Genomic DNA, 26584 nt, shown 5'->3' on the forward strand with positions numbered 1-26584 from the left:
CGCCCGAATCGTCATAAAGGGTATGCCTAAATCCCTGGACTACGCGGCGACACCCTGTTTTTTACTTACCGGAGGCTTCATGGATCCCGATCCCACACCTCTCCTGAACGGGAGAATGCGTTCTTTCCGGTAAGCCAGCTTTTGCTGTCTCACCGGCGTGAGGCAGCAACGTCTTAAACGTTCCTGCTTGAAAAATTAAGTGCCTCTCAGGTACGGCTTTGCCACGCCTGAAGGAATTGCTGCATCCGCCCTGGCGGATGCGGAGGAATGACTATGTTTAAAAATATCACCCGGCAGCTGCAGGCCCTGCTGAGCCGCCACCTGCCACACCGTCTTGTTCAGCGCGACCCGCTGCCTAATGCCAAAAACATGGCGGGGGCGGCGATCCCCGCGTCCCTGACCGAACGCTGCCTGAACGTGGCGGCGATGGATGAAAACGAAGTCTGGAGGGCCTTTGGCGGACATCCGGAAGGGCTGAACGCGGCAGAAGTGGAAAAAATCCGCGCCGTGCATGGCGATAACCAGATCCCGGCGCAAAAGCCGTCTCCGTGGTGGGTGCATCTGTGGCTCTGCTACCGCAACCCGTTCAACCTGCTGCTGACCGTGCTCGGCCTCATCTCCTACGCGACGGAAGATCTGTTTGCCGCAGGCGTCATTGCCCTGATGGTGGGTATCTCCACGCTGCTGAACTTTATTCAGGAGGCGCGCTCCACCAAAGCGGCGGACGCCCTGAAGGCGATGGTCAGCAACACCGCGACCGTCTCGCGGGTGATTAACGATCTCGGCGAAAACGCCTGGGTGGAGCTGCCGATCGACCAGCTGGTGCCGGGCGATCTGGTGAAGCTGGCCGCGGGTGACATGATCCCGGCGGATTTACGCATCATCCAGGCGCGCGATCTGTTCGTCGCGCAGGCCTCCCTTACCGGGGAATCCCTGCCCGTTGAAAAGGTGGCGCGCAGCCGCGACCCGCAGCAGATGAATCCGCTCGAGTGCGACACCCTGTGCTTTATGGGCACCACGGTGGTCAGCGGTACGGCGCAGGCGATTGTCACCGCTACCGGGGGCAACACCTGGTTTGGTCAGCTTGCCGGACGCGTCAGCGAGCAGGAGAGCGAGCCGAATGCCTTCCAGAAAGGAATTGGCCGCGTCAGCATGCTGCTGATCCGCTTTATGATGGTGATGACGCCAATCGTGCTGCTGATCAACGGCTACACCAAAGGCGACTGGTGGGAAGCGGCGCTGTTTGCGCTCTCCGTGGCGGTCGGCTTAACGCCGGAAATGCTGCCGATGATCGTCACCTCCACGCTGGCGCGCGGGGCGGTGAAGCTCTCTAAACAGAAGGTGATCGTCAAACATCTCGACGCCATCCAGAACTTTGGCGCGATGGACATCCTTTGTACCGATAAAACCGGCACCCTGACGCAGGACAAAATCGTGCTGGAGAACCACACCGATATCTCCGGCAAAACCAGCGAGCGCGTCCTTCACAGCGCGTGGCTGAACAGCCATTATCAGACCGGGCTGAAAAACCTGCTCGACGTTGCGGTGCTGGAAGGGGTGGATGAGGAATCAGCCCGCACGCTCTCCGGCCGCTGGCAGAAGGTGGATGAGATCCCGTTCGACTTCGAGCGCCGCCGCATGTCGGTGGTGGTGAGCGAGCAGCAGGACGTCCACCAGCTGATCTGCAAAGGCGCGCTGCAGGAGATCCTCAACGTGTCTACGCAGGTTCGCTATAACGGCGACATCGTGCCGCTGGACGACACCATGCTGCGCCGCATCAGGCGCGTCACCGATAACCTGAACCGTCAGGGGCTGCGCGTGGTGGCGGTCGCGAGCAAGTTCCTGCCCGCGCGCGAGGGTGATTACCAGCGTATTGACGAATCCGATCTGATCCTCGAGGGTTACATCGCCTTCCTCGACCCGCCGAAAGAGACCACCGCACCGGCGCTGAAGGCGCTGAAGGCGAGCGGTATTACCGTCAAAATTCTCACCGGCGACAGCGAGCTGGTGGCGGCTAAAGTGTGCCATGAAGTGGGGCTGGACGCAGGCGACGTGGTGGTGGGGAGCGATATTGAACATCTCTCTGATGAAGAGCTGGCGAAGCTTGCCCAGCGTACCACGCTGTTTGCCCGCCTGACGCCGATGCACAAAGAGCGCATCGTCACCCTGCTCAAGCGCGAAGGGCACGTGGTGGGCTTTATGGGCGACGGCATTAACGACGCGCCCGCGCTGCGTGCGGCGGATATCGGTATTTCCGTCGACGGGGCGGTGGACATCGCCCGCGAAGCTGCGGATATCATTCTGCTGGAAAAGAGCCTGATGGTGCTGGAGGAGGGCGTGATTGAAGGTCGCCGTACCTTTGCCAACATGCTCAAGTACATCAAAATGACCGCCAGCTCTAACTTCGGTAACGTCTTCAGCGTGCTGGTGGCGAGCGCGTTTCTGCCGTTCCTGCCGATGCTGCCGCTGCACCTGCTGATCCAGAACCTGATGTACGACGTGTCTCAGGTGGCGATTCCGTTTGATAACGTGGACGACGAGCAGATCCAGAAGCCGCAGCACTGGAACCCGGCAGATCTTGGGCGCTTCATGCTGTTCTTTGGCCCGATCAGCTCCATCTTCGACATCCTGACCTTCTGCCTGATGTGGTTTGTGTTCCATGCCAACACGCCGGAACATCAGACGCTGTTCCAGTCCGGCTGGTTCGTGGTAGGCCTGCTGTCGCAGACGCTAATTGTGCATATGATCCGCACCCGCCGCATTCCGTTCATCCAGAGCCGTGCCGCGTGGCCGCTGATTGTGATGACGGGGATTGTGATGGCGCTGGGCATCGCGCTGCCGTTCTCACCGCTGGCAAGCTACCTGCAGCTGCAGGCGCTGCCGCTGAGCTACTTCCCTTGGCTGGTGGCGATCCTCGCCGGTTATATGGTGCTGACGCAGATGGTGAAAGGGTTCTATGCGCGTCGGTATGGGTGGCAGTAAGTTATGTTTGCCGGGTGGCGGCTTCGCCTTACCCGGCCTACTCCCGAAACGTAGGCCCGGTAAGCGCAGCGCCACCGGGCAATAGCTTTCCTCCCAAATTCAATAACCTGTGATCTCCGTCGGCGCATTCGCTTGACGACAAATTGAGCGCATGTTAACAGAATGTTTTGCCTTTATTTGGCCCGTCAGATAAGGAACATTCATGTTACGGTACAGTCTCTTAACCGCCGGGCTGATGCTCGGCGCCTCTGCCTTTGCCGCCCCGGCAGGGGATCTCCCTTTAATGCCCTGGCCTGCCAAGGTCGAACGCCCGACGACTCAGGGCGCGCTGGTGCTCAGCAACAACGTATCCATTAGCGTCAGCGGGGACGATCTCGGTGACGCCGTCAACCGCCTGCGCCAGCGCATCGCCCTGCAAACCGGCTGGACGCTGCAGCCTCAGGCTGAAAAGCCAGACAAACCAACTATCCGCATCGCGATTGCCAAAAAGGTCAAGCCGCAGCCGCTGCCGGACAGCGATGAAACCTATAAGCTCACGGTGGACGCCAGCGGGGTGAATATCTCCGCCAACACCCGCTTCGGCGCGCTGCGCGCCATGGAAACCCTGCTCCAGCTGATGCAGAACGGGGCGGAAAACACCTCGATCCCGTGGGTTACCATTGAAGATTCGCCGCGCTTCCCGTGGCGCGGGCTGCTGCTCGATTCGGCACGTCACTTTATCCCGCTGCCGGATATCAAACGCCAGATCGACGGCATGGCTGCGGCGAAGCTCAACGTGCTGCACTGGCACTTAACCGACGACCAGGGCTGGCGCTTCAGCTCGAAGCGCTACCCTAAGCTGACGCAGCTTGCCAGCGACGGGCTGTTCTACACGCCTGAGCTGATGCGTGAGGTGGTGCGTTACGCCGCCGAACGCGGTATCCGCGTGGTGCCGGAGATCGATATGCCGGGCCACGCCTCGGCGATTGCCGTGGCCTACCCGGAGCTGATGAGCGCCCCGGGGCCGTACGCCATGGAGCGCCACTGGGGCGTGCTGAAGCCGGTTCTCGATCCCACCAAAGACGCAACTTACGCTTTTGCCGACGCGATGGTCAGCGAACTGGCGGCGATCTTCCCCGATCCGTATCTGCACATCGGCGGTGATGAGGTGGACGATAGCCAGTGGAAAGCGAACCCGGCCATCCAGCAGTTTATGCGCGACAACAGGCTGGCGGACAGCCACGCGCTGCAGGCTTACTTCAACCGCAGGCTGGAAACGATCCTCGAGAAGCATCGCCGCCAGATGGTCGGCTGGGATGAGATCTACCATCCCGATCTGCCGAAAAGCATTCTGATCCAGTCCTGGCAGGGTCAGGACGCGCTGGGGCAGGTGGCGCAGAACGGCTACAAGGGCATTCTCTCCACCGGTTTCTATCTCGACCAGCCCCAGTCCACCGCCTATCACTACCGCAACGAAATTGTCCCGCAGGGGCTGAACGGCGTGGATGTGATTGCCGACACCGACAGCGTCCAGAGCTGGGCCTTTTCCATGCCGCGCCTGAAGGGCAAGCCGGTGGAGGGGAGCTTCACGCTGGTGAAAGGGGATGCCGGCTGGCGCGGGTTTATTGATTTTGCCGGGAAATCCCGCCGCGCGGTGCAGAACATCGAATGGCGCGATGATAGCCAGGTCACATTTACCGTTGATACGTGGATGGGCGAAACGCGCCCTGTCGTCACCGTCGATAACGACAAACTCGCCGGTTATTTCCTTGTCGGGAATACGCGCTACCCAATCAGCGGCACGCGTCTGGACGAGGTGCCGAAAGGCATTCCGCCGGTCGTGCCGGACGCGGCGAACCAGGCCAACCTGCTCGGCGGTGAAGCCGCGCTGTGGGCGGAAAACGTGGTGGCGCCAGTGCTGGATATTCGCCTGTGGCCGCGCACCTTCGCGGTGGCAGAGCGGCTGTGGTCCGCGCAGGACGTCAACGACGTCGATAACATGTACACCCGCCTGCAGGCGATGGACAGCTGGTCGACGGTGTCGGTTGGGCTGCAGCAGCATACCCAGCAGCAGGTGCAGTTCACGCGCCTTGCCGGTAATGCCGACACGCTGCCGCTGCAGATCCTCGCTCAGGCGGTAGAGCCCGCGCAGTATTACACCCGCCAGCACCTGAAGTTCCAGGCGGGAAATTATCATCAGTTCGAGCCGCTCAACCGCTTCGCCGATGCGCTGAACGCCGAAAGCGCCACCGTGCGCCAGATGCACAAATGGGCGGACCGTCTGGTGAGCGATGCGGAAGATACGGAAAGCGCCGACGCCCTGCGCCACGTGTTTAACCGCTGGCAGAGCAACACCAGCGACGCGCTGGCGTTAAGCGAAAACAGCTATCAGCTCAAGGCGATGAAGCCGGTGATCCAGGAGGTGGATAAGCTGGCCACGATTGGCCTGAGGCTGACGGATCTGGTGGCGCGCCAGGGGACGCTGGATGATAAAGAGATCGCGTCGATTCAGAGCGAGCTGGATAACGCGGCGAAGGTGCAGGACGAGGTGGTGATTGCGGCGGTATATCCGCTGGAGACGCTGCTCAGGGCGACGCGGAATCAGTAGCAAGCAACAAAAAAGGCAGCCTCGGCTGCCTTTTTTATCGCCAAAGCGAATTAGCGACGTACGGCGATCGCTTCGATTTCAATTTTCACGTCTTTTGGCAGACGGGCCACTTCCACGCAGGAGCGCGCCGGGAAGGTGGCGTTGTGCTCGGTGAAGAACGCTTCGTAGGTGGCGTTAACGGTCGCGAAATCGTTCAGATCTTTCACGAAAACGGTAGTTTTCACGATATCACCTACTTTCAGACCGGCAGATTCAACGATAGCCTGCACGTTTTCCAGCGACTGACGCGCCTGTGCCGCGACATCTTCCGGCACCGCGCCGGTTTTTGGGTTCACCGGGATCTGCCCGGAAGTGATGATCATGTTACCCAGATCAACGCCCTGAACGTAAGGGCCGATAGCCGCTGGTGCATTTTCCGTCGCGAGTACTTTGCTCATGTTTTCTCCAGAATTACAGCGTTAAGAATGTTCCCGGCCATTATAACAGCCGGGATTTCATTACCAACCTCAATTAGTTGGCCAGCACCACATAATGAGAAAACTCTTTTTCGCAGTATTTGCATTTGAGTGCGATGTCATCGGCGCGTTTTTTCACTGCAAAGCTGGAGGAAACCGGCTCAGCGTGACTGATGCAGTTGCTGTTCGGGCAGACCAGCACGCTTTCAATGCGATCCGGCAGGCTCGGGCGGGATTTACCGACCACTTCATACTCGTCGATGCGGTTGACGGTGGCGTCCGGTGCGTACAGCGACAGCTGGTTGACCTGCTCGTCGGTCAGGAAGGTATTCTCGATTTTAATCAGGTCTTTGCGGCCCATCTCGCCCGACGGTAGGTTCAGGCCGATGGTGATGCGCTGGTCGGTTTCCGTCAGTTTGAACAGCGTCAGCAGCTTAAAGCCCACCTGCGCAGGGATGTGGTCAATCACGGTGCCGCGCTTGATGGCTTCAACCTGGAGTTTGTTATCGTGTGTCATGGTCGTTTCCCCTTACAGTGCCAATTCGCGATTCAGAACCAGTGCCAGTAACGCCTGGCGGGCGAAGATGCCGTTCCCGGCCTGCTGGAAGTACCAGGCGTGCGGCGTTTTATCCACGTCTGTGGTGATCTCATCGATGCGCGGCAGCGGATGCAGGACCTTCATGTTGTCGCGCGCGCCCTCGAGGTCGCTGGCGCGCAGCACGAACTGCGCCTTCACGTTGGCATATTCGGACGGGTCCAGACGCTCTTTCTGCACGCGGGTCATGTAGAGAATATCCACGTGGCTCATCACCTCTTCGATGCTGGCATGCAGGCTCCACTGAATGCCTTTCTCGTCCAGCATGTCGAGAATGTACTGCGGCATCGCCAGCGCGTCCGGGGCGATGAAGAAGAAGCGGTTGCCGTTAAATTTCGCCAGCGCCTGGGTCAGGGAGTGAACGGTGCGGCCGTATTTCAGGTCGCCAACCATGGCGATGTTCAGGTTCTCAAGTTTGCCCTGCGTCTCCTGAATGGTGAACAGGTCCAGCAGCGTCTGCGTTGGGTGCTGGTTGGCACCGTCACCGGCGTTCAGCACCGGAATGCCGCCGGAGAACTCGGTCGCGAGGCGCGCCGCGCCCTCCTGTGGATGACGCATCACAATTGCGTCGACGTAGGTGCTAATCACTGAAATGGTATCCGCCAGGGTCTCGCCTTTTTTACCCAGCGACGTGTTGCTGCTGTCCGAGAAGCCCACCACGCTCGCGCCCAGGCGGTGCATGGAGGTCTCAAAGGAGAGGCGGGTGCGGGTTGAGGCTTCAAAGAAGCAGCTCGCAATCACCTTGTGCTTCAGCAGCTCCGGTTGCGGATTGGCCTTCAGTTTTGCCGCGGTTTCCAGAACCAGTTCCAGCTCTTCACGGCTGAGGTCGTTTATGGAAATGATGTGTTTTTGATAAAGCGGATTCATGTTTATCTCCTGACGCCGGGCAAAAAAAAGCCCCTCAAATGAGGGGCTCTGGGAATAGGTTTAGCAACGGGAAGAAAAACGGCAGGCCAGCGTCTGATTTCAGACGCGGTAAGACGTTATGTCGTACACGCTTGACCATGCTTCCTCCCGGCAAATTGTCGGGCATTATACGCAGCTCGCTTTTCGGATCAAGCGATTTAATGCACGCTTTACTCAATGCAAACGGTTCTTTGTGAATATTAATGCGTTCTGAGTAAATAATTAATTTGCTTATGCACCAGCGCGGTGCGCTTCACGAGCCGGGGAGCGACCCAGACGATACTGCTGCCGGCCACCACGCCTAAAATTTCCGGAAGCTGGTGATAATCCAGAATACGCGCCACCGCGCGGCCATATCCGGCGACGGTATGAACAAGGATAAACTCGCTATTATGCTCGACGCTGACCACCATTTCGGACACGGTACGCGCGGCGTCGGGGGCAGGGCGCAGCTGGGGATTCAGCGAATAAATCTTTAGCCCTTTGGCATTTCGAATTTTTATGACACCGAGCAATTTAAGCAGACGTGAAACGGTGGACTGGCTGATGGTCTCAAAACCACGCTCCTGTAAATCCCGGCGGATCTCCTCCTGAGAGAGGTAACTCTTTTCTGCGATCAGGCGCTGGCAGACCGTCAGCTGTAGTTGCTCTTTGGGAGAGTACTCTTCGTAATCCATCATAGTTCCCATATCAGTTCCCGAAATAACCGGTGGCACCGCACCGATCCGTAGGCCGGATAAGCGCAGCGCCATCCGGCAAATTACAACAACGCCCCCAGACTTAACGCCACCATAATCACCACCGTCAGGATCGCCAGCAGCGGCGCCACCCATTTCAGATAGCGCACGTAAGGCACCCGGGCGATAGCCAGCCCGCCCATCACGACGGCAGAAGTGGGCGTGACGAGATTAACGATGCCGGAGGCCGACTGGTAAGCCGTCACCACCAGGTCGCGGTTGACGTTAGCGAAATCGGCAAGCGGCGCCATGATCGGCATCGTCAGAACGGCCAGGCCGGACGAAGAAGGCACAAGAAACGACAGCACCACTTCCAGCCAGTACATCACATTGATGAACGCCACCGTCGACAACCCGCTGACCAGCCCTTCAGCGCTGTGCAAAATGGTGTGGGTAATCATGCCCTTATCCATGATGACTACGATACCGCGCGCGATGCCGATAATCAGCGCGACGCCCAGCAAATCTCGCGCGCCGTTGATAAACGTCGACGTCAGCTCCTCTTCGCTCATGCGGGCAATCAGGCCGACAATAATCGCGCTGGCGAGAAACACCGCGGAGATCTCCGCCATCCACCAGCCCAGTACCGCCACGCCGTAAATCATTACCGCGAAGGCGAGGGCAAAAATCACCAGGATGATTTTGCGCACCGGGGTGAATTCAAGCGACTGTTCGCCCTTGTTGCCGAGGAAATGGGCGCGGTTCTCTTCCTGTTTATCCGCGACGATCGACAGCGACGGATCCTGGCGGACTTTGCGGGCATAGCGCATCACCCACGCCACGCAAATGACCCAGCCGATGACCAGCAGCGCCACGCGCAGGGCGATACCGTTGGTAAAGGGGATCCCGGCGGCGTTGGCGGCGATCACCGTGGCAAACGGGTTGATGGTGGAACCCAGCGTGCCGATCCCCGCCCCGAGCAGCACGGTGGAGGCGGCGACAACCGGATCGAACCGGGCGGCCAGCATCACCGGCACCAGTAAGGTATAGAAGGGCAGTGACTCTTCGGCCATGCCGTAAATCGTGCCGCCCGCGGCGAACAGTGCCATCAGGATCGGGATCATCCACTCCTCCCGCCCGCGTAACCGGGTGGTGACGCGCTCGATCCCGGCGTCAATCGCCCCGGTTTTGGTGACGATCCCGAGGAATCCCCCGATGATCAGAATAAACAGCGCCACGTCGATCGCCCCGGCCTGGCCGGAGACCGGATCGTACAGCCCGGCGATGGGCGCCATCAGGACGGAAACCAGCCCCTGCGGATGTGCCGCCACGTGCGCGTAGGTGCCGGCAATCGGGACTTCTTTACCGAGGGTTTCGTTCATCGCCATCTGGTACTGACCGGCGGGGACGACCCAGCTCAGCGCCGCCACAACGGCAATCAGGAAAAAGAGAATGGTGTAAGCGGAGGGAAACTTGAACTTGCCCATGATGTTCTCCTTAAACCCGGCGCACCCGCGGCGCGCCGGGCGGTGATTAGTCGCCGAGTGTCGCCACCATGACCGCTTTGATGGTGTGCATGCGGTTCTCTGCTTCGTCGAAGACGATGGAATTCGGCGATTCGAAGACCTCTTCCGTCACTTCAAGCCCCTTCAGGCCGTACGCCATCTCGATCTCGCGGCCCACTTTGGTGTGTTCGTTGTGGAACGCCGGCAGGCAGTGCATGAATTTGACGTTCGGGTTGCCGGTGGCCTTCATTACCTGGGCGTTAATTTGATATGGCTTCATCAGGCTGACGCGCTCAGCCCAGGCTTCCTTCGGCTCGCCCATGGAGACCCACACGTCGGTGTAGAGGAAATCGGTCCCCTGCACGCCTTCTTCCACGTCGTCGGTGAGGGTGATGCGCGCGCCCGTCTCTTTCGCGATGGCGCGGCACTGCTCAACCAGCCCCGCTTCCGGCCAGAAGGATTTCGGCGCGACGAGGCGGATATCCATCCCCATCTTGGCCGCGCCTACCATCAGGGAATTGCCCATGTTGTTGCGCGCGTCGCCGAGATAGGCAAAGCTCAGCTCCGGCAGGGTTTTGCCCGGGGAGTGCTCCAGCATGGTCATCAGGTCGGCGAGAATTTGCGTTGGGTGGAACTCGTCGGTCAGGCCGTTCCACACCGGCACGCCCGCGTACTCGCCCAGCTCTTCGACGATGGCCTGACCATAGCCGCGGTATTCGATGCCGTCGTACATGCGGCCCAGCACGCGGGCGGTGTCTTTCATCGACTCTTTATGGCCAATCTGCGATCCGCTTGGGCCGAGATAGGTGACCTGCGCGCCCTGGTCGAACGCGCCCACTTCAAAGGCGCAGCGGGTGCGGGTGGAGGTTTTTTCAAAGATCAGGGCGATGTTTTTCCCGACCAGGGTTTGCTTCTCGCGCCCGGCTTTTTTGGCGGCCTTGAGCTCAATGGCGAGGTCGATCAGGTACTGGATCTCCGCCGGGGTGTAGTCCAGCAGTTTGAGGAAGTTGCGGTTTTTCAGGTTGATGGTCATGGCTAAATCCTTTTTAAAATGAGTGTTCAGTTACGAATCAACGTGCCTTTCTCGCCCGCGAGGATCTCCGCGCCGTCGGCCAGCGCGCCGATCCCGGCTATCCCATTGCAGGCTTCAACGAACTCGCGGCAGGCGGCCACTTTCGGCCCCATCGATCCGGCGTCGAATTGCATGCCTCTGAGCAGCTCCGGCGTGACCTGCGCCAGCGGGCGCTGGGACGGCTTGCCCCAGTCGAGGTACACCGCGTCGGCATCGGTCAGGATCAGCAGGGCGTCGGCCTCGATCTGGCGCGCCAGCAGGGCGGCGGAGAGGTCTTTGTCGATCACTGCCTCAATGCCGCGATAGCCGTTGGCGTGTTCCACCACCGGCACGCCGCCGCCGCCGTTGCAGATCACCAGGTGGTCACGCTGGATAAGCGCCGTGATGGCGTCGCTCTCGATGATGCGCTTCGGCTGCGGTGACGGCACCACGCGGCGGACGTAGCTGCCGTCGGCCTTAAACACCCAACCTTTCTCCGTCGCCAGCGTTTTTGCCTGGGCTTCGCTGTACACCGGGCCGATGTACTTGGTCGGGTTGCTGAAGGCCGGGTCGGCGGCGTCCACTTCCACCTGCGTGAGCAGAACGCTCACCTCCCGCTGCGGTAGATTGTTTTTCAGCGCCTGCTGGAGCATGTAGCCGATCATTCCCTGGCTTTCGGCGCCGAGAACGTCCAGCGGGTAGGGCGTGACTTTGTCGTAGGCGCTGTTCTGCAGCGCCAGAAGCCCGACCTGCGGCCCGTTGCCGTGCACCAGCACCACGCGCCACTGCGCCGTCAGCCCGGCGATGGTGCGGGCGGCCTGCTCGATGTTCTGGCGCTGGATCTCCGCTTCCAGCGGCTCGCCGCGCTTGAGCAGCGCGTTGCCGCCCAGGGCCACAACCAGAGTGGGTTTTCGTTCCATGATGGCTCCTTTAAATTCCGTCGCGTTCCAGCGGGCAGCTCATGCAGCGCGCGCCGCCGCGGCCGCGTCCGAGTTCGTCGCCCGGAATGGGCAGCACGGTGATGCCCGCTTTGTCGTACTTCTCGTTGGTCCAGACGTTGCGCTCGTAGCCGATCACCACGCCGGGGCGGATGGTCAGGACGTTGTTGGCGTCGTTCCACTGCTCGCGTTCCGCTTCAAAAGCGTCGCCGCCGGTGGTGATCAGGCGCACCTGGCTAATGCCGAGCGCTTTCTCGATGGCGTGGAGCAGGTCGGTTTCCTGGGTGCGCAGCAGGCCGCCGCGTCCGTCCGGGGTGAGCGTCCAGCACTGGGCGTCCTTGCGCACCACTTCCGGGTAGACGGAGAAGGTGTCCACGTCGATGTGGGTCATGACGGTGTCGAGGTGCATGCAGGAGCGGTGTTTTGGCAGCTCAACGGCGATCACGCGCTCGGCCTGGCGGTGTTTGAACAGGCTGTTGGCGAGGAACTCCACGCCCTGCGGGGTGGTGCGTTCAGACATGCCGATCAGGACCGCGCCGCGGCCAATGACTAATACGTCGCCGCCTTCTAAAGTGGCGTGGTCGTAATTAATATTCTCGTCGCCGAAATACTTAATAAAATCGCCGTCGGCGAACGCCGGGTGCCAGCGATATATTGCCCGCAGGTTATTGGTTTCACGCTGACGGGCCGGTTTGGCCATTGGGTTAATAGAGACGCCGTTATAGATCCAGCAGGAGGTATCGCGGGTAAATAAATGGTTCGGCAGCGGCTTCATAATAAAATCATTCGCCGTGTGGGTATCCACCACCATATTTTTAATGGCTGCCGGAATTTCACCGTAGGTTAATCCGCCGCTCAGCCTGCGCGCCAGTTCGCGGTGCGGCATATCCGCCAGCCAGCCGCGGACATCGCCGGCAAAGGTGGGGCCGAGGCGGTAGTCGGAGATTTGCGTATCCAGCAGCCAAGCCTTCGCCTCTGCAATATCAAGGGTTTGTGTCAGAAGGTCGGTCAACAGCAGGACTTCCACACCCTGCTCGCGCAGCGTGTTTGCGAAAATGTCATGCTCTTCACCCGCACGCTCAACCGAGAGCACGTCATCGAAAAGCAGCTCCTGGCAATTCGATGGCGTTAAGCGTTTCAGACTTAAATTTGGGCGGTGCAGCATAACGCTACGCAATTGACCAATTTCAGAACCGACGTAATGCTTTTCCATAATTATTCCTTTAACTGTTTTTCAGAATAAAAAGGGCATGCGCCATGTGATGAATTTAATTTCATGGCGGCTAAGCTCAATTGATTTCGTGATTCATACTAGGCAGTTAAATAATCTGTATTGTGATATTGCTCACGTGAAAATGGATATTAAGGGGTTTGTTTTCATTTGCATGATTCGCATCAGATAATGATTAATTTCATATTATTGAAGGGTGAATAGCTAAGCATGATCCGGTGGCATTATTTGAGGTTGTTATTATTTTGTAGACTTTAATATTTTGACATGTATTGTTATGTGGCTGATTTTAAACAATAAGTTTCATAGGAAAGAATGGCTATGCAATTAACGTAATTAACTATTTTTGACTTAAGAAAAATCAATAAATAATTATGGTTTTTTAGAGCAAATTATCAAAACAGTAAAGTGTGAGGCGGCAACGGGTTTTGTTAATTAAAGAGCATGATCAAGAGGTTAGAACAGCCGCGCGATAAGCGCCGATCGAGGTTATGCATAACCCCTGCATAATTGCCTGGGCAGGATTAACAGCAAATTAACACCATTCCCGATAAACATGCGCTCGCGCAAACCTCGTCCAAAAAGGGCTGGTATGGCAGACGGGATTCTCGTATAAAAGGTAAAAATGAAACGTTGTTTTATATCGAGGGTTTTCTGATGATTATCGGCAACATCCACCATCTGCAGTCCTGGCTACCTGACGAACTGCGACAGGCCATCGAGCATATTAAAGTCCACGTCACCGACGCGACGCCGCTCGGCAAGCACGACGTCAACGGCAACAGCCTGTTTTATCTTGTGTCAGAAGACATGACCCAGCCGTTCGCCGAGCGCCGCGCCGAGTACCACGCGCGCTATCTGGATATTCAGATCGTGATGAAGGGTCAGGAGGGGATGACCTTCAGCACCCTGCCGCCCGGCGCGCCTGATACCGACTGGCTGGCGGACAAAGACATCGCGTTCCTGCCGGAAGGCGAGCAGGAGAAAACCGTGGTGCTGAGCGAAGGGGATTTTGTGGTGTTCTGGCCGGGTGAGGTGCACAAGCCGCTGTGCGCGGTGGGCGCGCCGGCGAAGGTGCGAAAAGTTGTGGTGAAGATGCGAGTTGAGTAGTTTCCCCTCACCCCAGCCCTCTCCCAAGGGGAGAGGGTGTAAAAGTTCCCTCTCCATGTGGCAGAGGGTTAGGGTGAGGGCACCAGACCGCACCCTTAATATGTGATCCAGCTTAAATTTTCCGCACTCCCTCTTCATCTCTCATTTACCTGCACTTTTCCTGCGTCATAGTATGATCGTTAATTTAATGAACGCCGTTCTATAATGTAGAACAAAATGATTCAGCAAGGAGATCTCATGCCGCAGTCCGCGTTGTTTACGGGAATCATTCCCCCTGTCTCCACCATTTTTTCCGCCGATGGCCAGCTCGATAAGCAGGGCACCGCCGCGCTGATCGACGATCTGATCGCGGCAGGCGTTGACGGCCTGTTCTTCCTGGGCAGCGGCGGCGAGTTCTCCCAGCTCAGCGCCGAAGAGCGTAAAACCATTGCCCAATTTGCTATCGATCGCGTCGATCGTCGCGTACCGGTGCTGATCGGCACCGGCGGCACCAACGCCCGGGAAACCATTGAGCTCAGCCAGCACGCGCAGCAGGCGGGGGCGGACGGCATCGTGGTGATCAACCCCTACTACTGGAAAGTGTCGGAAGCGAACCTGATCTGCTATTTCGAGCAGGTGGCCGACAGCGTCACGCTGCCGGTAATGCTCTATAACTTCCCGGCGCTGACCGGGCAGGATCTGACCCCGGCGCTGGTGAAAACCCTCGCCGACTCGCGCAGCAACATTATCGGCATCAAAGACACCATCGACTCCGTCGCCCACCTGCGCAGCATGATCCACACCGTTAAAGCCGCCCATCCGCACTTCACCGTGCTGTGCGGCTACGACGATCATCTGTTTAATACCCTGCTGCTCGGCGGCGACGGGGCGATCTCGGCCAGCGGCAACTTTGCCCCACAGGTGTCGGTGAATCTTCTGAAAGCCTGGCGGGATAAAGACGTGGCGAAAGCGGCTGAGTATCATCAGACCCTGCTGCAAATCCCGCAGATGTATCAGCTGGATACGCCGTTTGTGAACGTCATTAAAGAGGCGATAGCGCTCTGCGGTCGCCCGATCTCCACGCACGTGCTGCCGCCCGCCTCGCCGCTGGACGAGCCGCGCAAGGCGCAGCTGAAAACCCTGCTGCAACAGCTCAAGCTCTGCTGAGCCGGACGATAACCATGGCCATCGAGAAAATTTTCACCCCACAGGACGATGCGTTTTATGCGGTGATCACCCATGCCGCGGGGCCGCAGGGCGCGCTGCCGCTGACCCCGCAGATGCTGATGGAATCCCCCAGCGGCAACCTGTTCGGCATGACGCAGAACGCCGGGATGGGCTGGGACGCCAATAAGCTGACCGGCAAAGAGGTGCTGATTATCGGCACCCAGGGCGGCATCCGCGCCGGGGACGGACGCCCGGTTGCGCTGGGCTACCACACCGGGCACTGGGAAATCGGTATGCAGATGCAGGCGGCGGCGAAGGAGATCACGCGCAACGGCGGGATCCCGTTTGCTGCCTTCGTCAGCGATCCGTGCGACGGGCGTTCTCAGGGCACAAACGGCATGTTCGACTCCCTGCCGTACCGTAACGATGCGGCGATCGTGTTTCGCCGTCTGATCCGCTCTCTGCCCACGCGGCGGGCGGTGATCGGCGTCGCCACCTGTGATAAAGGGCTGCCCGCCACCATGATTGCCCTGGCCTCGATGCACGACCTGCCGACCATTCTGGTGCCGGGCGGGGCGACGCTGCCGCCGACCGTGGGGGAAGACGCGGGCAAGGTGCAGACCATCGGCGCGCGCTTTGCCAACCACGAACTCTCCCTGCAGGAGGCCGCCGAGCTGGGCTGTCGCGCCTGCGCGTCGCCGGGCGGTGGGTGTCAGTTCCTCGGCACGGCGGGTACCTCGCAGGTGGTCGCGGAAGCGCTGGGGCTGGCGCTGCCGCACTCCGCGCTGGCTCCGTCCGGGCAGGCGGTGTGGCTGGAGATCGCCCGCCAGTCGGCGCGGGCGGTCAGTGAGCTGGATAACCGCGGCATCACCACGCGCGATATCCTTACCGACAAAGCCATCGAAAACGCGATGGTGATCCACGCGGCGTTCGGCGGCTCCACCAATTTACTGCTGCACATTCCGGCCATCGCCCACGCGGCGGGCTGCACGATCCCGGATGTTGAACACTGGACGCGCGTTAACCGCAGGGTGCCGCGCCTGGTCAGCGTGCTGCCCAACGGCCCGGACTATCATCCGACCGTGCGCGCCTTCCTGGCGGGCGGCGTGCCGGAGGTGATGCTCCATCTGCGCGATCTCGGCCTGCTGCACCTCGATGCCATGACCGTGACCGGCCAGACGGTCGGCGAGAACCTCGACTGGTGGCAGGCGTCCGAACGCCGGGCGCGCTTCCGCCAGTGCCTGCGTGAGCAGGACGGCGTGGAGCCGGATGACGTGATCCTGCCGCCGGAGAAGGCAAAAGCGAAAGGGCTGACCTCAACGGTTTGCTTCCCGACGGGCAACATCGCGCCGGAAGGTTCGGTGATCAAGGCCACGGCGATCGATCCGTCGGTCGTCGGTGAAGATGGCGTTTACCGCCACACCGGCCGGGCGAGGGTGTTTGTCTCGGAAGCGCAGGCAATCAAGGCCATCAAGCGGGAAGAGATCAAGCAGGGCGATATCATGGTGGTGATCGGCGGCGGGCCGTCCGGCACCGGCATGGAAGAGACCTACCAGCTTACCTCCGCGCTGAAGCATATCTCGTGGGGCAAGACGGTATCGTTAATCACCGATGCGCGCTTCTCGGGCGTGTCGACAGGCGCCTGCTTCGGCCACGTGTCGCCGGAGGCGCTGGCGGGCGGGCCGATTGGCAAGCTGCGCGATAATGACATTATCGAGATAGCCGTCGACCGACTGACATTAACGGGCAGCGTGAATTTTATCGGCACCGCGGACAACCCGCTGACGCCGGAGGAGGGCGCGCGCGAGCTGGCAATGCGGCAGACGCACCCGGACCTGCACGCCCACGACTTTTTGCCGGACGACACCCGGCTGTGGGCAGCATTACAGTCGGTCAGCGGCGGTACCTGGAAAGGCTGTATTTATGACACCGATAAAATTATCGAGGTAATTAACGCCGGTAAAAAAGCGCTCGGTATTTAATTATTTTTCACGCGATTGTCGTCTACGGAATATATTCCGTGGACGGCTTTTGCTTGTCTTTATTTTATCAATCTAAACAATAAGTTGAGATATATCGTTGGCGTCACAAAAGCAAAATAACGTAATTCAGAAATAAGATATGACCATTGCTGGTTAATTGAGCAGCTCATTACACTCCATTAACACGATGTTGTAATTCAGCACACTATATAAGGGTGTAATTCTGATGACGCAATTAACCATGAAAGACAAAATTGGCTACGGGCTGGGTGACACCGCCTGCGGCTTCGTCTGGCAGGCCACGATGTTCCTGCTGGCCTATTTCTACACCGACGTCTTCGGCCTGTCGGCGGGCATTATGGGCACGCTGTTTTTAATCTCCCGCGTGCTCGACGCCGTGACCGACCCGCTGATGGGGCTACTGGTCGACCGTACCCGCACGCGGCACGGCCAGTTCCGCCCGTTCCTGCTGTGGGGTGCCATCCCGTTCGGCATCGTCTGCGTGCTGACCTTCTACACGCCGGACTTCTCCGCGCAGGGTAAAATCATCTACGCCTGCGTGACCTACATTCTCCTGACCCTGGTCTACACCTTCGTTAACGTGCCGTACTGTGCCATGCCGGGCGTCATCACCGCCGACCCGAAAGAGCGCCACGCCCTGCAGTCCTGGCGCTTCTTCCTGGCGGCGGCGGGATCGCTCGCCATCAGCGGCATCGCCCTGCCGCTGGTGAGCATCATCGGCAAAGGGAACGAGCAGGTGGGCTATTTCGGCGCCATGTGCGTGCTGGGCCTGATCGGCGTGGTGCTGCTCTACGTCTGCTTCTTTACCACCAAAGAACGCTACACCTTTGACGTGCAGCCGGGCTCGTCGGTATCCAAAGATCTCAAGCTGCTGCTCGGCAATAGCCAGTGGCGCATCATGTGCGCGTTCAAGATGATGGCCACCTGTTCCAACGTGGTGCGCGGCGGGGCGACGCTCTACTTCGTCAAATACGTGATGGATCACCCGGAGATGGCGACCCAGTTCTTACTCTACGGCAGCCTCGCCACCATGTTTGGCTCGCTCTGTTCGTCCCGTCTGCTGGGACGCTTCGACCGCGTCACCGCCTTCAAGTGGATCATCGTCGCCTACTCGCTCATCAGCCTGCTGATTTTCGTCACCCCGGCGGAGCATATCGCCCTGATTTTTGCCCTCAACATCCTGTTCCTGTTCGTCTTTAACACCACCACGCCGCTGCAGTGGCTGATGGCCTCTGACGTGGTGGATTACGAGGAGAGCCGCAGCGGTCGCCGCCTCGACGGGCTGGTGTTCTCCACCTACCTGTTCAGCCTGAAGATTGGCCTGGCGATTGGCGGGGCGGTGGTGGGCTGGATCCTGGCGTACGTCAACTATTCCGCCAGCAGCAGCGTGCAGCCGGTCGAGGTTCTTACCACCATAAAAATTCTGTTCTGCGTGGTGCCGGTGGTGCTCTACGCGGGCATGTTCATCATGCTGTCGTTCTACAAGCTCACCGACGCCCGCGTGGAGGCCATCAGCCAGCAGCTGATCAAGCACCGCGCGGCGCAGGGCGATGCCGTTCCCGACGCTGCGACAGCCGCATCCCATTAACCGGAGGCAATATGGAAATCACTAACCCAATCCTGACCGGCTTCAACCCGGACCCGTCCCTGTGCCGCCAGGGCGAGGACTACTACATCGCCACCTCCACCTTCGAGTGGTTCCCGGGCGTGCGCATCTACCACTCCCGCGACCTGAAAAACTGGTCGCTGGTCAGCACCCCGCTGGATCGCGTGTCGATGCTGGACATGAAGGGCAACCCGGACTCCGGCGGCATCTGGGCGCCGTGCCTGAGCTACGCCGACGGCAGGTTCTGGCTGCTCTACACCGACGTGAAGATTGTCGACTCGCCGTGGAAAAACGGCCGCAACTTCCTGGTTACCGCGCCCTCCATTGAGGGGCCATGGAGCGAGCCGATCCCGATGGGCAACGGCGGGTTTGACCCGTCCCTGTTCCATGACGACGATGGCCGCAAATATTACCTCTACCGCCCGTGGGGGCCGCGCCACCACAGCAACCCGCACAACACCATCGTGATGCAGGAGTTTGATCCGCAGACCGGCACGCTCTCGCCCGAGCGTAAAACCCTGTTTACCGGCACGCCGCTCTGCTACACCGAAGGGGCGCACCTGTACCGCCACGCGGGATGGTACTACCTGATGGTGGCCGAAGGCGGCACCAGCTACGAGCACGCGGTTGTGGTGCTGCGTTCAAAAACCATCGACGGGCCGTACGAGCTGCACCCGGACGTGACGATGATGACCAGCTGGCACCTGCCGGAGAACCTGCTGCAGAAGAGCGGGCACGGCTCGCTGCTGCAGACCCACACCGGGGAATGGTACATGGCCTACCTCACCAGCCGCCCGCTGCGCCTGCCCGGCGTGCCGCTGCTGGCCTCCGGCGGGCGCGGCTACTGCCCGCTGGGGCGCGAGACCGGCATCGCCCGCATTGAATGGCGCGACGGCTGGCCGTACGTGGAAGGCGGCAAGCACGCGCAGCTGACTGTGAAAGGCCCGCAGATTGCCGAGCAGCCCGCTGCCGTTCAGAACGGCTGGCGGGACGATTTCGATGGCAGTACGCTGGACCCTGAACTGCAGACCCTGCGCGTTCCGTTCGATGATACCCTCGGCTCGCTCACCGCACGCCCCGGCTATTTACGGCTCTACGGCAACGACTCGCTCAACTCGACCTTTACCCAGTCGACCGTGGCGCGCCGCTGGCAGCACTTCGCTTTCCGCTCAGAAACGCGGATGCAGTTCTCGCCGGTCCACTTCCAGCAGAGCGCGGGGCTGACCTGCTACTACAACAGCAAAAACTGGAGCTACTGCTTTGTTGACTACGAGGAGGGGCAAGGCAGAACGATTAAGGTGATCCAGCTCGACCACAACGTGCCGTCGTGGCCGCTGCACGAGCAGTCGATTCCGGTGCCGGAACATGCGGAGAGCGTATGGCTGCGCGTGGACGTGGATACGCTGGTCTACCGCTACAGCTACTCGTTTGACGGCGAGACGTGGCACGCCGTGCCGGTGACGTATGAGGCGTGGAAGCTGTCGGACGACTACATCGGCGGGCGCGGCTTCTTTACCGGCGCGTTTGTGGGGCTGCACTGCGAGGACATCAGCGGCGACGGCTGCCACGCGGACTTCGACTACTTTACCTACGAGCCGGCATAACGGCTCAGGTCGGGTAGCCCAGCGCGCGTGACAGCTCGAGCCCGGCCTGCTGAAGCTGCTCGCGGAAGCGGGCCAGCTCGGCGTCGTCCACGCGGGAGGTCAGCGTCGACAGGCTCAGGGCGGCGATGACGCGGGATTCGTGGTTCCACACCGGCACCGCCACGCAGCGCACGCCCTGCTCGTTCTCTTCGCGGTCCAGGGCGTAGCCCTGCTCGCGGGTCTGCGCCAGGGCGGCCATTAATGCTTCGCGAGAAGCGAGGGTAGCGGGAGTAAAGGTGGTGTACTGATAGCCCTCCAGCAGGGCGTTCAGCTCGGTCTCGCCCAGCCAGGCAATCAACACCTTGCCGATGGCGGTGGCGTGAACCGGCAGGCGGCGGCCAATGCGCGAATAGGCGATGGCGGCCAGCTTGCCTTCAATCTTCTCGATATAGACTCCTTCACGCCCGTCCAGAATCCCCAGATGGGTGGTCTGCCCGGTACGTTGGGACAGCTCCGTCAGCCAGCCTTTCGCCTTCTGACGAATATCGATGGAGCCCACGACAAAATGACCGCGCTCGACCAGCTTCATGCCGAGGCGATATTTGCCGTTCTCCGGGTTCTGATCGATATAGCCGTGAAGCTGCAGGGTTTTCAGCAGCGAGTGGAGGGTACTCTTGCTCAGCCCCATCAGTTTGCTGATGTCGGTGATCTTAAGCTCGGTGGCCTGCTCGTTGAACAGGTCGAGGATCTGCAACGCACGTTCAACAGACTGAATAATCGGCATAATGCTGGCATGTCCACGCTGGAATTAAGGCGAAAACGTACCTTTTTCGGGGTGAAAAATCAATGAAATGGAGCCGGTGTTCTCCCTCTCCCCGTGGGAGAGGGCGGGGTGAGAGCTCCAGACCGCAGAGGAGCCCATCACTCCCCAAGCGTCGCCACCATCACCGCCTTAATCGTATGCATCCGGTTTTCCGCCTGGTCAAACACGATGCTCGCTGCCGACTCAAACACTTCGTCCGTCACTTCCATCCCGCCGTGCAGATCGAACTCTTTCGCCATCTGCTTGCCGAGCGTGGTCTGGTCGTCATGGAACGCCGGCAGACAGTGCAGGAACTTCACGTCCGGGTTGCCGGTGAGCGCCATCATCTGCGCGTTCACCTGATACCCGCGCAGCAGCGCAATCCGCTCCGCCCACTTCTCTTTGGCTTCGCCCATCGACACCCACACGTCGGTATAGATAAAGTCCGCGCCCTTCACGCCCGCCGCCACGTCTTCCGTCAGCGTGATCTTCCCGCCGTGCTTCTCAGCCAGCGCGCTGCACTCCGCCACCAGGCTCTCTTCCGGCCAGCAGGCCTTCGGAGCCACCAGGCGCAGATCCAGCCCGGTCAGCGCCGCCGCCTCCAGCATCGAGTTGCCCATGTTGTTGCGCGCGTCGCCCGCGTAGACCAGCGTCATCTCGTTAAACGCCTTGCCCGGCAGGTGCTCCTGCATGGTCAGCAGGTCAGCCAGCAGTTGCGTCGGGTGGAACTCGTTGGTCAGCCCGTTCCACACCGGCACGCCCGCATACTGCGCCAGCGTTTCGACCACTTCCTGGCCGTGACCGCGATACTGAATGCCGTCGTACATCCGCCCGAGCACGCGTGCGGTGTCCTTAATTGACTCTTTATGCCCAATCTGGCTGCCGCTCGGCCCTAAATAGGTGACACGCGCGCCCTGGTCAAATGCGGCAACTTCGAAAGAGCAACGTGTACGGGTCGAGTCTTTTTCGAAGATGAGCGCGATATTTTTACCGGTAAGCTTTTGTACTTCCTTGCTCTTTTTTTTATCGGCTTTGAGCTGTGCGGCAAGGGTCAGCAGAGAAGTGAACTGTGCAGGGGTAAAGTCGAGCAGTTTCAGAAAGTGTTTCTTGTATAAATCGGACATTTTATCCTCGCATGGCGAACGCCACTTATTGAATTAAAATTCACTTTATATGTGTAATTATTCATTTGCAACCCCGTTTCACAATTCTTTCTTACAAAGGTGGAGGCAAACCCGTCCGTGTGTGAAAATAGAAGTATCTGCCGCACTTTAAAGAGGATTGAGCCATGGCAAACCCGGAACACCTGGAAGAGCAACGCGAAGAGACGCGTCTGATTATTGAAGAACTGCTGGAAGACGGTAGCGATCCGGACGCGCTCTACACCATCGAGCACCATTTCTCTGCGGATGATTTCGACGCGCTGGAAAAAATGGCCGTAGAAGCCTTCAAGCTGGGTTACGAAGTGACCGAGCCGGAAGAGCTGGAAGTGGAAGAGGGCGACACCGTTATCTGCTGTGACATCCTGAGCGAAGGCGCGCTGAAGGCGGAGCTGATCGACGCGCAGGTAGAACAGCTGATGAACCTGGCCGAGAAGTTTGACGTGGAATACGACGGCTGGGGAACCTACTTTGAAGATCCTAACGGTGAAGACGGCGAAGAAGGCGACGACGAAGATTACGTCGACGAAGACGACGACGGCGTGCGTCACTAAGTGATTCAGGCGGTGGCGCACGCCACCGCTTTTTCAAGGCAGAACCATGGATTACCCGCAGATACTCGCCCCCGTACTCAACTTCCTCCAGTGCCCGACTCCTCAAGCATGGATTGATAAAGCCCGCGACCCGGCGAACCTGCCGCTGCTGCTCACCGACCACATGGTGTGTGAGCTCAAGGCCGCCCAGACCGCGCTGCTGCTGGTGCGTAAATACGTCGCCGACGAAAGCGGTGCCGACGCGCTGCTCGACTGGCTCAAACCCTACGAACAGTTCACCTTCCGCGACGGCCCGGAGCCGGACTTCATCGCCCTGCACAGGCAGATTGGCAAAAGCGTGATGCCCAAAACCGACGACCCGTGGGGCCAGCGGCTTATCGACAGCATGGTGCTGCTGATTAAAGAGGAGCTGCACCACTTCTGGCAGGTGCGCGAGGCGATGCTGGCGCGCGATATTCCCTACGTCAAAATTACCGCCAGCCGCTACGCCAAAGGGATGCTGAAGGAGGTGCGTACCCACGAACCGCTGACGCTGATCGACAAGCTCATCTGCGGCGCCTACATCGAAGCCCGCTCCTGCGAACGCTTCGCCGCGCTGGCTCCGTTCCTCGACGACGACCTGCAGAAGTTTTATCTCTCGCTGCTGCGCTCGGAAGCGCGCCACTATCAGGACTACCTGATGCTGGCACAGCAGGTGAGCGACGACGATATCTCACCGCGCATACAGCTTTTTGGCGAAATTGAAGCCACACTTATCTCGACACCGGACCACGAGTTTCGCTTCCACAGCGGCGTGCCGGTGTAAACCGGCACAACTCAAGGATAAGGATGCGAGATGAATAAAACTTGGACCCGTATTGTGATTGTCGTCGTCGCGGCCGCCGCCGTGGCGTTCTGGGTATTTTTCGATAAGCAGCGTGCTCCGGAACGGCAGATGGATAACGCCCTCAACGCGATGCCCGCCTGGCAGGTTATTAAGGAGCAGGAGCCCGCGCTGCATCAGCGTATCCTCGACCAGATGGCCGCCCTGCAAAAAGCGGGCGAGCCGGAGCAGCAGATTATCGACACCATCCAGCCGCAGATCCTGCATCTGCAGATGTCGCGCCTGCAAAACGCCCCGGATGCCAACGTGGTGAACTACATGACCATCAATATGGAGCAGACCGCCGCCATCCAGAAGGTGAGCGACGACGCCTGCTTCCGCTTCCTCTACCCAATGGTGAAGGGCGGCGTGAACCCGATGCGTATGCTGGATAAAGACCTGATGGCGCGGCGCATGCAGGCCGACGCTGACATGATGCGTGCGGCCTACGGCAAAAACCGCCACACCGTGACCCCTGCCGAACGCGAGGCGGCCGTCGAGGACGTGCGACCGATTATGAAGCAACTTGCCGATAAGTACGGCGAGGACATCCAGCTGCTGCAGATGCCGGAGAAGGCGGCGGGCAAAGAGAAGCTCTCCTGCGATATGGTGCAGGAAATGTGGGTTAAGGTGCTGGCGCTGCCGGAGCAGAAGGCAGCGAGGGTGATTCGACTGGCGGTGTCTGAGCTGGAGTGACAAAGGGCGCTGGTTTTTTGGGCACTTAGCGCGGGTTTAGCGCGTCGTCGCTTGCATGGCGGCGCGCGACAGGTATAATCCACAACGTTTCCGCATCCCCTTCAGTGCCGAAGTGGCGAAATCGGTAGACGCAGTTGATTCAAAATCAACCGTAGAAATACGTGCCGGTTCGAGTCCGGCCTTCGGCACCAAGTCACTAAATTCCTTTAAAAACAATGAGTTAGTGTGAAAAGCCTGCCTCATTTGCATATAAGAAATGTCAGTTTCCTATCAAGTACAAAAGCCACTGTGATTGTTAATGGCTTTGGTATGTTAGCACGCAGTGGCAAGTAGTTACCAGGCTCAACCTTGTACCGCTTTTCCTTTGAAGCCGGAAGACGTGCCGCCGTCTCAAAACTCCATACCAAAACAGATTGATCACACGCATTTAAGCCCGATGTGCGGCCTTATGAGCCACGTAAACAGGTTTATGGTGATAACGTACCTACAAACGATATGTAGGCTCTATCAGCGTTTCAACCACGCTCCCGCAAGGGTACACGGTTATCCTGATAAGGTGAGATCCCTCTGACAGTCTGATGAAGTCGCTACGCTCCGCTTGTTGCTGTATCACCAACGGGGCTTTATGGCTTCTATTGTCCAAAATCTGTTAGTTGCGCGTTTTATGCTCCCTGGATACCCTGATATAAATCATACAAGGAGGACAGTTTATGAGCGCACAGGCAGAGGAAGGAACATTACGCCGGATGACGTTAGGCGAGATTGCAATGGCTCGTAGGGTGTTCGGTGATTCGATAGTGTATAGCCGTGTCTGGATTCATTGCGACAGCTATTTACCGTTCGGACTACAGAAACAAAACTACGCGATGACCCCCAACGGGGAGTTGTGGTACAGAAAACAGATGTACAGGGAAGACTTTTCCGCAAACTCGGTTTTCGTTGAAGATAAATATGTTTTCATCCATGAGCTGGGGCATGTCTGGCAACACCAACACGGGCAATGGGTGAGAATGCGGGGAGCTTTTAGCTGGGCTGCTGAATATACCTACAGGCTGGATAAAGAAAAGCTCACTGATTACTCACTTGAACAGCAAGCCTCTATTTTAGCTGATTACTGGTTACTGCTGGTTTATGGGATCAGTAAGTGGTCTTACTATCAGAGAGCTGGGCGTATGGGGATGTACAGGGGCGTAGATATGTTGCAGGATGTCCCCTCGCTTTATCAGAAAATCGTGACAGGGAAGGGGCGTTAAACATGAAGAACAAAATGTTGCTGGGTGTTGTATTCCTTTTAACGGGATGTCCTGGGCCTGGTGATCGAATGGTAGATCGAGAATCGACAACAGCATTAATCAAAGATAATCAAGTTTGTGTGGTGTCACCACTGGAGCCACAGGAACGGATCACTGCTATCCAAATCAATGGCGATAGTAGCGAGTCTCTTCACAAGATTTTTGATGACAAGCCTGTTTATGTACCGAAGGGGGAGTGTCTTCCTGTATTCGGATTTAAGTTTACGCCTGGAGAGCGGTATAACTTCGCGTATGACGTCCAATCTGGTAAATCAGATTCGCATTTAGTCACTGCTGAACTTTCTTACCCTAAGGAATAAGGGGGGCAAACTGCCCCCTTATGTTATTTCTTCAAGTCACCAGTACATTGATACTCCATTGTGACCATTGTTTCCATACATCCGCTTGAGGATGGTTGAGAACAAACTGAAGTATAACCGCCGAACGGCTCTGCACCAGAATAGCCCCATGCAGCGCAACGCTGTGCTGCTGCTTGAGCGCCTTGCTGAACGTTCACTTTAGGGGATTCGAACATCCCGAAAGAGTAGCTCATTTTTACAGTCCCATCGGCCTTGCTACCGCCAGTAGGAACCAGTTGTTTCTGTACAGCACACCCAGAGAGAAGCAGAGTTGTAGCTACCAACACCAATAAACCTTTACTCATAGAAATCATCCCGATTGATTGTTTTATTTTGAAGCGTCTGCAATGGTAAAACATAACTTTAAGAAGTTTAAGTGGATTCTGATTGTGATGTGATGGCGGAAGTGAATCGCCACGGGTTTAACAGACACCTCAGAGTCATTTAAGATGACTTAAAGAGAGGTGCCCATGAGCGGTAAGCG

The 26584-nt window shown here is 58.6% G+C and carries 25 protein-coding genes, 1 tRNA gene and 1 pseudogene; 14 read left to right on the forward strand and 13 right to left on the reverse strand.

Features of this window, described 5'->3' with window-relative positions:
- Positions 1-273: 273 nt before the first annotated feature.
- Positions 274-2982 carry a magnesium-translocating P-type ATPase gene (mgtA, locus tag F0319_RS15610; protein ID WP_149367328.1) on the forward strand — a complete coding sequence of 903 codons (2709 nt, stop codon included), beginning with the start codon at positions 274-276 and terminating at the stop codon, positions 2980-2982.
- Positions 2983-3184: 202 nt separating this feature from the next.
- Positions 3185-5569, forward strand: a complete 2385-nt coding sequence (locus tag F0319_RS15615; protein ID WP_149367329.1) for a beta-N-acetylhexosaminidase — start codon at positions 3185-3187, stop codon at positions 5567-5569.
- Between the two features lie 50 nt (positions 5570-5619).
- Here the strand turns inward: F0319_RS15615 and ridA are convergent, their stop codons facing one another.
- From ridA to F0319_RS15635, 4 genes are all read right to left on the reverse strand, one after another.
- Positions 5620-6006, reverse strand: coding sequence for a 2-iminobutanoate/2-iminopropanoate deaminase (ridA, locus tag F0319_RS15620; protein WP_111965351.1), 387 nt, complete (start codon positions 6004-6006; stop codon positions 5620-5622).
- A gap of 73 nt (positions 6007-6079) precedes the next feature.
- On the reverse strand, positions 6080-6541 hold the full coding sequence (gene pyrI / locus F0319_RS15625) for an aspartate carbamoyltransferase regulatory subunit (protein ID WP_023310197.1): 462 nt from the start codon (positions 6539-6541) through the stop codon (positions 6080-6082).
- Positions 6542-6553: 12 nt separating this feature from the next.
- Positions 6554-7486 (reverse strand): aspartate carbamoyltransferase, encoded by a 933-nt coding sequence (gene pyrB / locus F0319_RS15630; protein WP_023310198.1) that lies wholly within the window; start codon positions 7484-7486, stop codon positions 6554-6556.
- A gap of 34 nt (positions 7487-7520) precedes the next feature.
- Positions 7521-7625 (reverse strand): pyrBI operon leader peptide, encoded by a 105-nt coding sequence (locus tag F0319_RS15635; RefSeq protein ID WP_022646880.1) that lies wholly within the window; start codon positions 7623-7625, stop codon positions 7521-7523.
- Between F0319_RS15635 and F0319_RS15640 the strand changes: the two are divergent.
- Positions 7605-7722, forward strand: a pseudogene (locus F0319_RS15640) (hypothetical protein). The gene F0319_RS15635 and the pseudogene F0319_RS15640 sit on opposite strands and share 21 nt — an antisense overlap.
- Before the next feature lie 3 nt (positions 7723-7725).
- Here the strand turns inward: F0319_RS15640 and F0319_RS15645 are convergent.
- The 5 genes from F0319_RS15645 to arcA all read right to left on the reverse strand — a co-directional run bounded on the left by F0319_RS15645 (position 7726) and on the right by arcA (position 12909).
- Complete coding sequence (locus F0319_RS15645) at positions 7726-8205, reverse strand: arginine repressor (protein WP_111965418.1); 480 nt, start codon at positions 8203-8205, stop codon at positions 7726-7728.
- Between the two features lie 80 nt (positions 8206-8285).
- Entirely contained in the window at positions 8286-9689 is a 1404-nt protein-coding gene (locus F0319_RS15650; protein ID WP_149367330.1) for a YfcC family protein, read from the reverse strand.
- A gap of 46 nt (positions 9690-9735) precedes the next feature.
- Positions 9736-10740 carry an ornithine carbamoyltransferase gene (gene argF / locus F0319_RS15655; RefSeq protein ID WP_008501386.1) on the reverse strand — a complete coding sequence of 335 codons (1005 nt, stop codon included), beginning with the start codon at positions 10738-10740 and terminating at the stop codon, positions 9736-9738.
- 26 nt (positions 10741-10766) lie between these two features.
- Positions 10767-11678: a carbamate kinase gene (arcC, locus tag F0319_RS15660; protein ID WP_149367331.1), complete on the reverse strand. Its 912-nt coding sequence runs from the start codon at positions 11676-11678 to the stop codon at positions 10767-10769.
- 10 nt (positions 11679-11688) lie between these two features.
- A complete protein-coding gene (gene arcA, locus F0319_RS15665) occupies positions 11689-12909 on the reverse strand; it encodes an arginine deiminase (protein ID WP_042717403.1) in 1221 nt (406 codons plus the stop codon).
- Between the two features lie 675 nt (positions 12910-13584).
- Between arcA and F0319_RS15670 the strand changes: the two genes are divergently transcribed.
- The 5 genes from F0319_RS15670 to F0319_RS15690 all read left to right on the forward strand — a co-directional run bounded on the left by F0319_RS15670 (position 13585) and on the right by F0319_RS15690 (position 20396).
- Complete coding sequence (locus F0319_RS15670; protein WP_149367332.1) at positions 13585-14037, forward strand: YhcH/YjgK/YiaL family protein; 453 nt, start codon at positions 13585-13587, stop codon at positions 14035-14037.
- A gap of 237 nt (positions 14038-14274) precedes the next feature.
- Positions 14275-15183: a 2-keto-3-deoxygluconate aldolase gene (gene yagE / locus F0319_RS15675; RefSeq protein ID WP_149367333.1), complete on the forward strand. Its 909-nt coding sequence runs from the start codon at positions 14275-14277 to the stop codon at positions 15181-15183.
- 14 nt (positions 15184-15197) lie between these two features.
- On the forward strand, positions 15198-17165 hold the full coding sequence (gene yagF / locus F0319_RS15680) for a xylonate dehydratase YagF (protein ID WP_149367334.1): 1968 nt from the start codon (positions 15198-15200) through the stop codon (positions 17163-17165).
- Positions 17166-17391: 226 nt separating this feature from the next.
- Complete coding sequence (locus F0319_RS15685) at positions 17392-18774, forward strand: MFS transporter (protein ID WP_111965346.1); 1383 nt, start codon at positions 17392-17394, stop codon at positions 18772-18774.
- Positions 18775-18785: 11 nt separating this feature from the next.
- Complete coding sequence (locus F0319_RS15690; RefSeq protein ID WP_149367335.1) at positions 18786-20396, forward strand: glycoside hydrolase family 43 protein; 1611 nt, start codon at positions 18786-18788, stop codon at positions 20394-20396.
- A 4-nt stretch (positions 20397-20400) separates the two neighbouring features.
- Here F0319_RS15690 and xynR read toward each other — a convergent pair whose 3' ends face one another.
- The 3 genes from xynR to argL all read right to left on the reverse strand — a co-directional run bounded on the left by xynR (position 20401) and on the right by argL (position 22366).
- Positions 20401-21159, reverse strand: a complete 759-nt coding sequence (gene xynR, locus F0319_RS15695; protein WP_111965344.1) for a DNA-binding transcriptional repressor XynR — start codon at positions 21157-21159, stop codon at positions 20401-20403.
- 137 nt (positions 21160-21296) lie between these two features.
- Entirely contained in the window at positions 21297-22301 is a 1005-nt protein-coding gene (argF, locus tag F0319_RS15700; protein ID WP_149367336.1) for an ornithine carbamoyltransferase, read from the reverse strand.
- Positions 22271-22366 (reverse strand): putative translational regulatory protein ArgL, encoded by a 96-nt coding sequence (argL, locus tag F0319_RS22385; protein WP_213328991.1) that lies wholly within the window; start codon positions 22364-22366, stop codon positions 22271-22273. The genes argF (F0319_RS15700) and argL overlap by 31 nt, the downstream gene beginning before the upstream one ends.
- Positions 22367-22465: 99 nt before the next feature.
- Here argL and rraB point away from each other — a divergent pair, with 99 nt between their 5' ends.
- From rraB to F0319_RS15730, 6 genes are all read left to right on the forward strand, one after another.
- Positions 22466-22891 (forward strand): ribonuclease E inhibitor RraB, encoded by a 426-nt coding sequence (gene rraB, locus F0319_RS15705; RefSeq protein WP_006810300.1) that lies wholly within the window; start codon positions 22466-22468, stop codon positions 22889-22891.
- Between the two features lie 46 nt (positions 22892-22937).
- Positions 22938-23696, forward strand: a complete 759-nt coding sequence (miaE, locus tag F0319_RS15710; RefSeq protein ID WP_111965339.1) for a tRNA isopentenyl-2-thiomethyl-A-37 hydroxylase MiaE — start codon at positions 22938-22940, stop codon at positions 23694-23696.
- Positions 23697-23726: 30 nt separating this feature from the next.
- Complete coding sequence (locus F0319_RS15715) at positions 23727-24449, forward strand: topoisomerase II (protein WP_149367337.1); 723 nt, start codon at positions 23727-23729, stop codon at positions 24447-24449.
- 106 nt (positions 24450-24555) lie between these two features.
- Positions 24556-24640 (forward strand) — tRNA-Leu (locus F0319_RS15720).
- Between the two features lie 519 nt (positions 24641-25159).
- Complete coding sequence (locus F0319_RS15725; RefSeq protein ID WP_047646522.1) at positions 25160-25702, forward strand: type IV secretion protein Rhs; 543 nt, start codon at positions 25160-25162, stop codon at positions 25700-25702.
- Between the two features lie 2 nt (positions 25703-25704).
- Entirely contained in the window at positions 25705-26061 is a 357-nt protein-coding gene (locus F0319_RS15730; RefSeq protein WP_149367338.1) for a putative T6SS immunity periplasmic lipoprotein, read from the forward strand.
- A 23-nt stretch (positions 26062-26084) separates the two neighbouring features.
- Here F0319_RS15730 and yecR read toward each other — a convergent pair whose 3' ends face one another.
- Entirely contained in the window at positions 26085-26405 is a 321-nt protein-coding gene (gene yecR / locus F0319_RS15735) for a YecR family lipoprotein (RefSeq protein WP_149367339.1), read from the reverse strand.
- Positions 26406-26584: the final 179 nt, after the last annotated feature.

Source organism: Enterobacter vonholyi, from assembly GCF_008364555.1.
GTDB lineage: Bacteria > Pseudomonadota > Gammaproteobacteria > Enterobacterales > Enterobacteriaceae > Enterobacter > Enterobacter vonholyi.

Excerpts from the sequence above, each read along its gene's own strand:
- argF (WP_149367336.1), bottom strand. The coding sequence starts at position 22,301 with ATGTCCGATTTATACAAGAAACACTTTCTGAAACTGCTCGACTTTACC.
- F0319_RS15725 (WP_047646522.1), top strand. The coding sequence starts at position 25,160 with ATGAGCGCACAGGCAGAGGAAGGAACATTACGCCGGATGACGTTAGGC.
- arcA (WP_042717403.1), bottom strand. The coding sequence starts at position 12,909 with ATGGAAAAGCATTACGTCGGTTCTGAAATTGGTCAATTGCGTAGCGTT.
- yagF (WP_149367334.1), top strand. The coding sequence starts at position 15,198 with ATGGCCATCGAGAAAATTTTCACCCCACAGGACGATGCGTTTTATGCG.
- F0319_RS15715 (WP_149367337.1), top strand. The coding sequence starts at position 23,727 with ATGAATAAAACTTGGACCCGTATTGTGATTGTCGTCGTCGCGGCCGCC.
- F0319_RS15670 (WP_149367332.1), top strand. The coding sequence starts at position 13,585 with ATGATTATCGGCAACATCCACCATCTGCAGTCCTGGCTACCTGACGAA.
- rraB (WP_006810300.1), top strand. The coding sequence starts at position 22,466 with ATGGCAAACCCGGAACACCTGGAAGAGCAACGCGAAGAGACGCGTCTG.
- argL (WP_213328991.1), bottom strand. The coding sequence starts at position 22,366 with ATGAATAATTACACATATAAAGTGAATTTTAATTCAATAAGTGGCGTT.
- xynR (WP_111965344.1), bottom strand. The coding sequence starts at position 21,159 with ATGCCGATTATTCAGTCTGTTGAACGTGCGTTGCAGATCCTCGACCTG.
- yagE (WP_149367333.1), top strand. The coding sequence starts at position 14,275 with ATGCCGCAGTCCGCGTTGTTTACGGGAATCATTCCCCCTGTCTCCACC.
- yecR (WP_149367339.1), bottom strand. The coding sequence starts at position 26,405 with ATGAGTAAAGGTTTATTGGTGTTGGTAGCTACAACTCTGCTTCTCTCT.
- F0319_RS15685 (WP_111965346.1), top strand. The coding sequence starts at position 17,392 with ATGACGCAATTAACCATGAAAGACAAAATTGGCTACGGGCTGGGTGAC.
- F0319_RS15730 (WP_149367338.1), top strand. The coding sequence starts at position 25,705 with ATGAAGAACAAAATGTTGCTGGGTGTTGTATTCCTTTTAACGGGATGT.
- F0319_RS15615 (WP_149367329.1), top strand. The coding sequence starts at position 3,185 with ATGTTACGGTACAGTCTCTTAACCGCCGGGCTGATGCTCGGCGCCTCT.
- argF (WP_008501386.1), bottom strand. The coding sequence starts at position 10,740 with ATGACCATCAACCTGAAAAACCGCAACTTCCTCAAACTGCTGGACTAC.
- F0319_RS15650 (WP_149367330.1), bottom strand. The coding sequence starts at position 9,689 with ATGGGCAAGTTCAAGTTTCCCTCCGCTTACACCATTCTCTTTTTCCTG.
- miaE (WP_111965339.1), top strand. The coding sequence starts at position 22,938 with ATGGATTACCCGCAGATACTCGCCCCCGTACTCAACTTCCTCCAGTGC.
- F0319_RS15645 (WP_111965418.1), bottom strand. The coding sequence starts at position 8,205 with ATGATGGATTACGAAGAGTACTCTCCCAAAGAGCAACTACAGCTGACG.
- pyrI (WP_023310197.1), bottom strand. The coding sequence starts at position 6,541 with ATGACACACGATAACAAACTCCAGGTTGAAGCCATCAAGCGCGGCACC.
- mgtA (WP_149367328.1), top strand. The coding sequence starts at position 274 with ATGTTTAAAAATATCACCCGGCAGCTGCAGGCCCTGCTGAGCCGCCAC.
- ridA (WP_111965351.1), bottom strand. The coding sequence starts at position 6,006 with ATGAGCAAAGTACTCGCGACGGAAAATGCACCAGCGGCTATCGGCCCT.
- pyrB (WP_023310198.1), bottom strand. The coding sequence starts at position 7,486 with ATGAATCCGCTTTATCAAAAACACATCATTTCCATAAACGACCTCAGC.
- F0319_RS15635 (WP_022646880.1), bottom strand. The coding sequence starts at position 7,625 with ATGGTCAAGCGTGTACGACATAACGTCTTACCGCGTCTGAAATCAGAC.
- arcC (WP_149367331.1), bottom strand. The coding sequence starts at position 11,678 with ATGGAACGAAAACCCACTCTGGTTGTGGCCCTGGGCGGCAACGCGCTG.
- F0319_RS15690 (WP_149367335.1), top strand. The coding sequence starts at position 18,786 with ATGGAAATCACTAACCCAATCCTGACCGGCTTCAACCCGGACCCGTCC.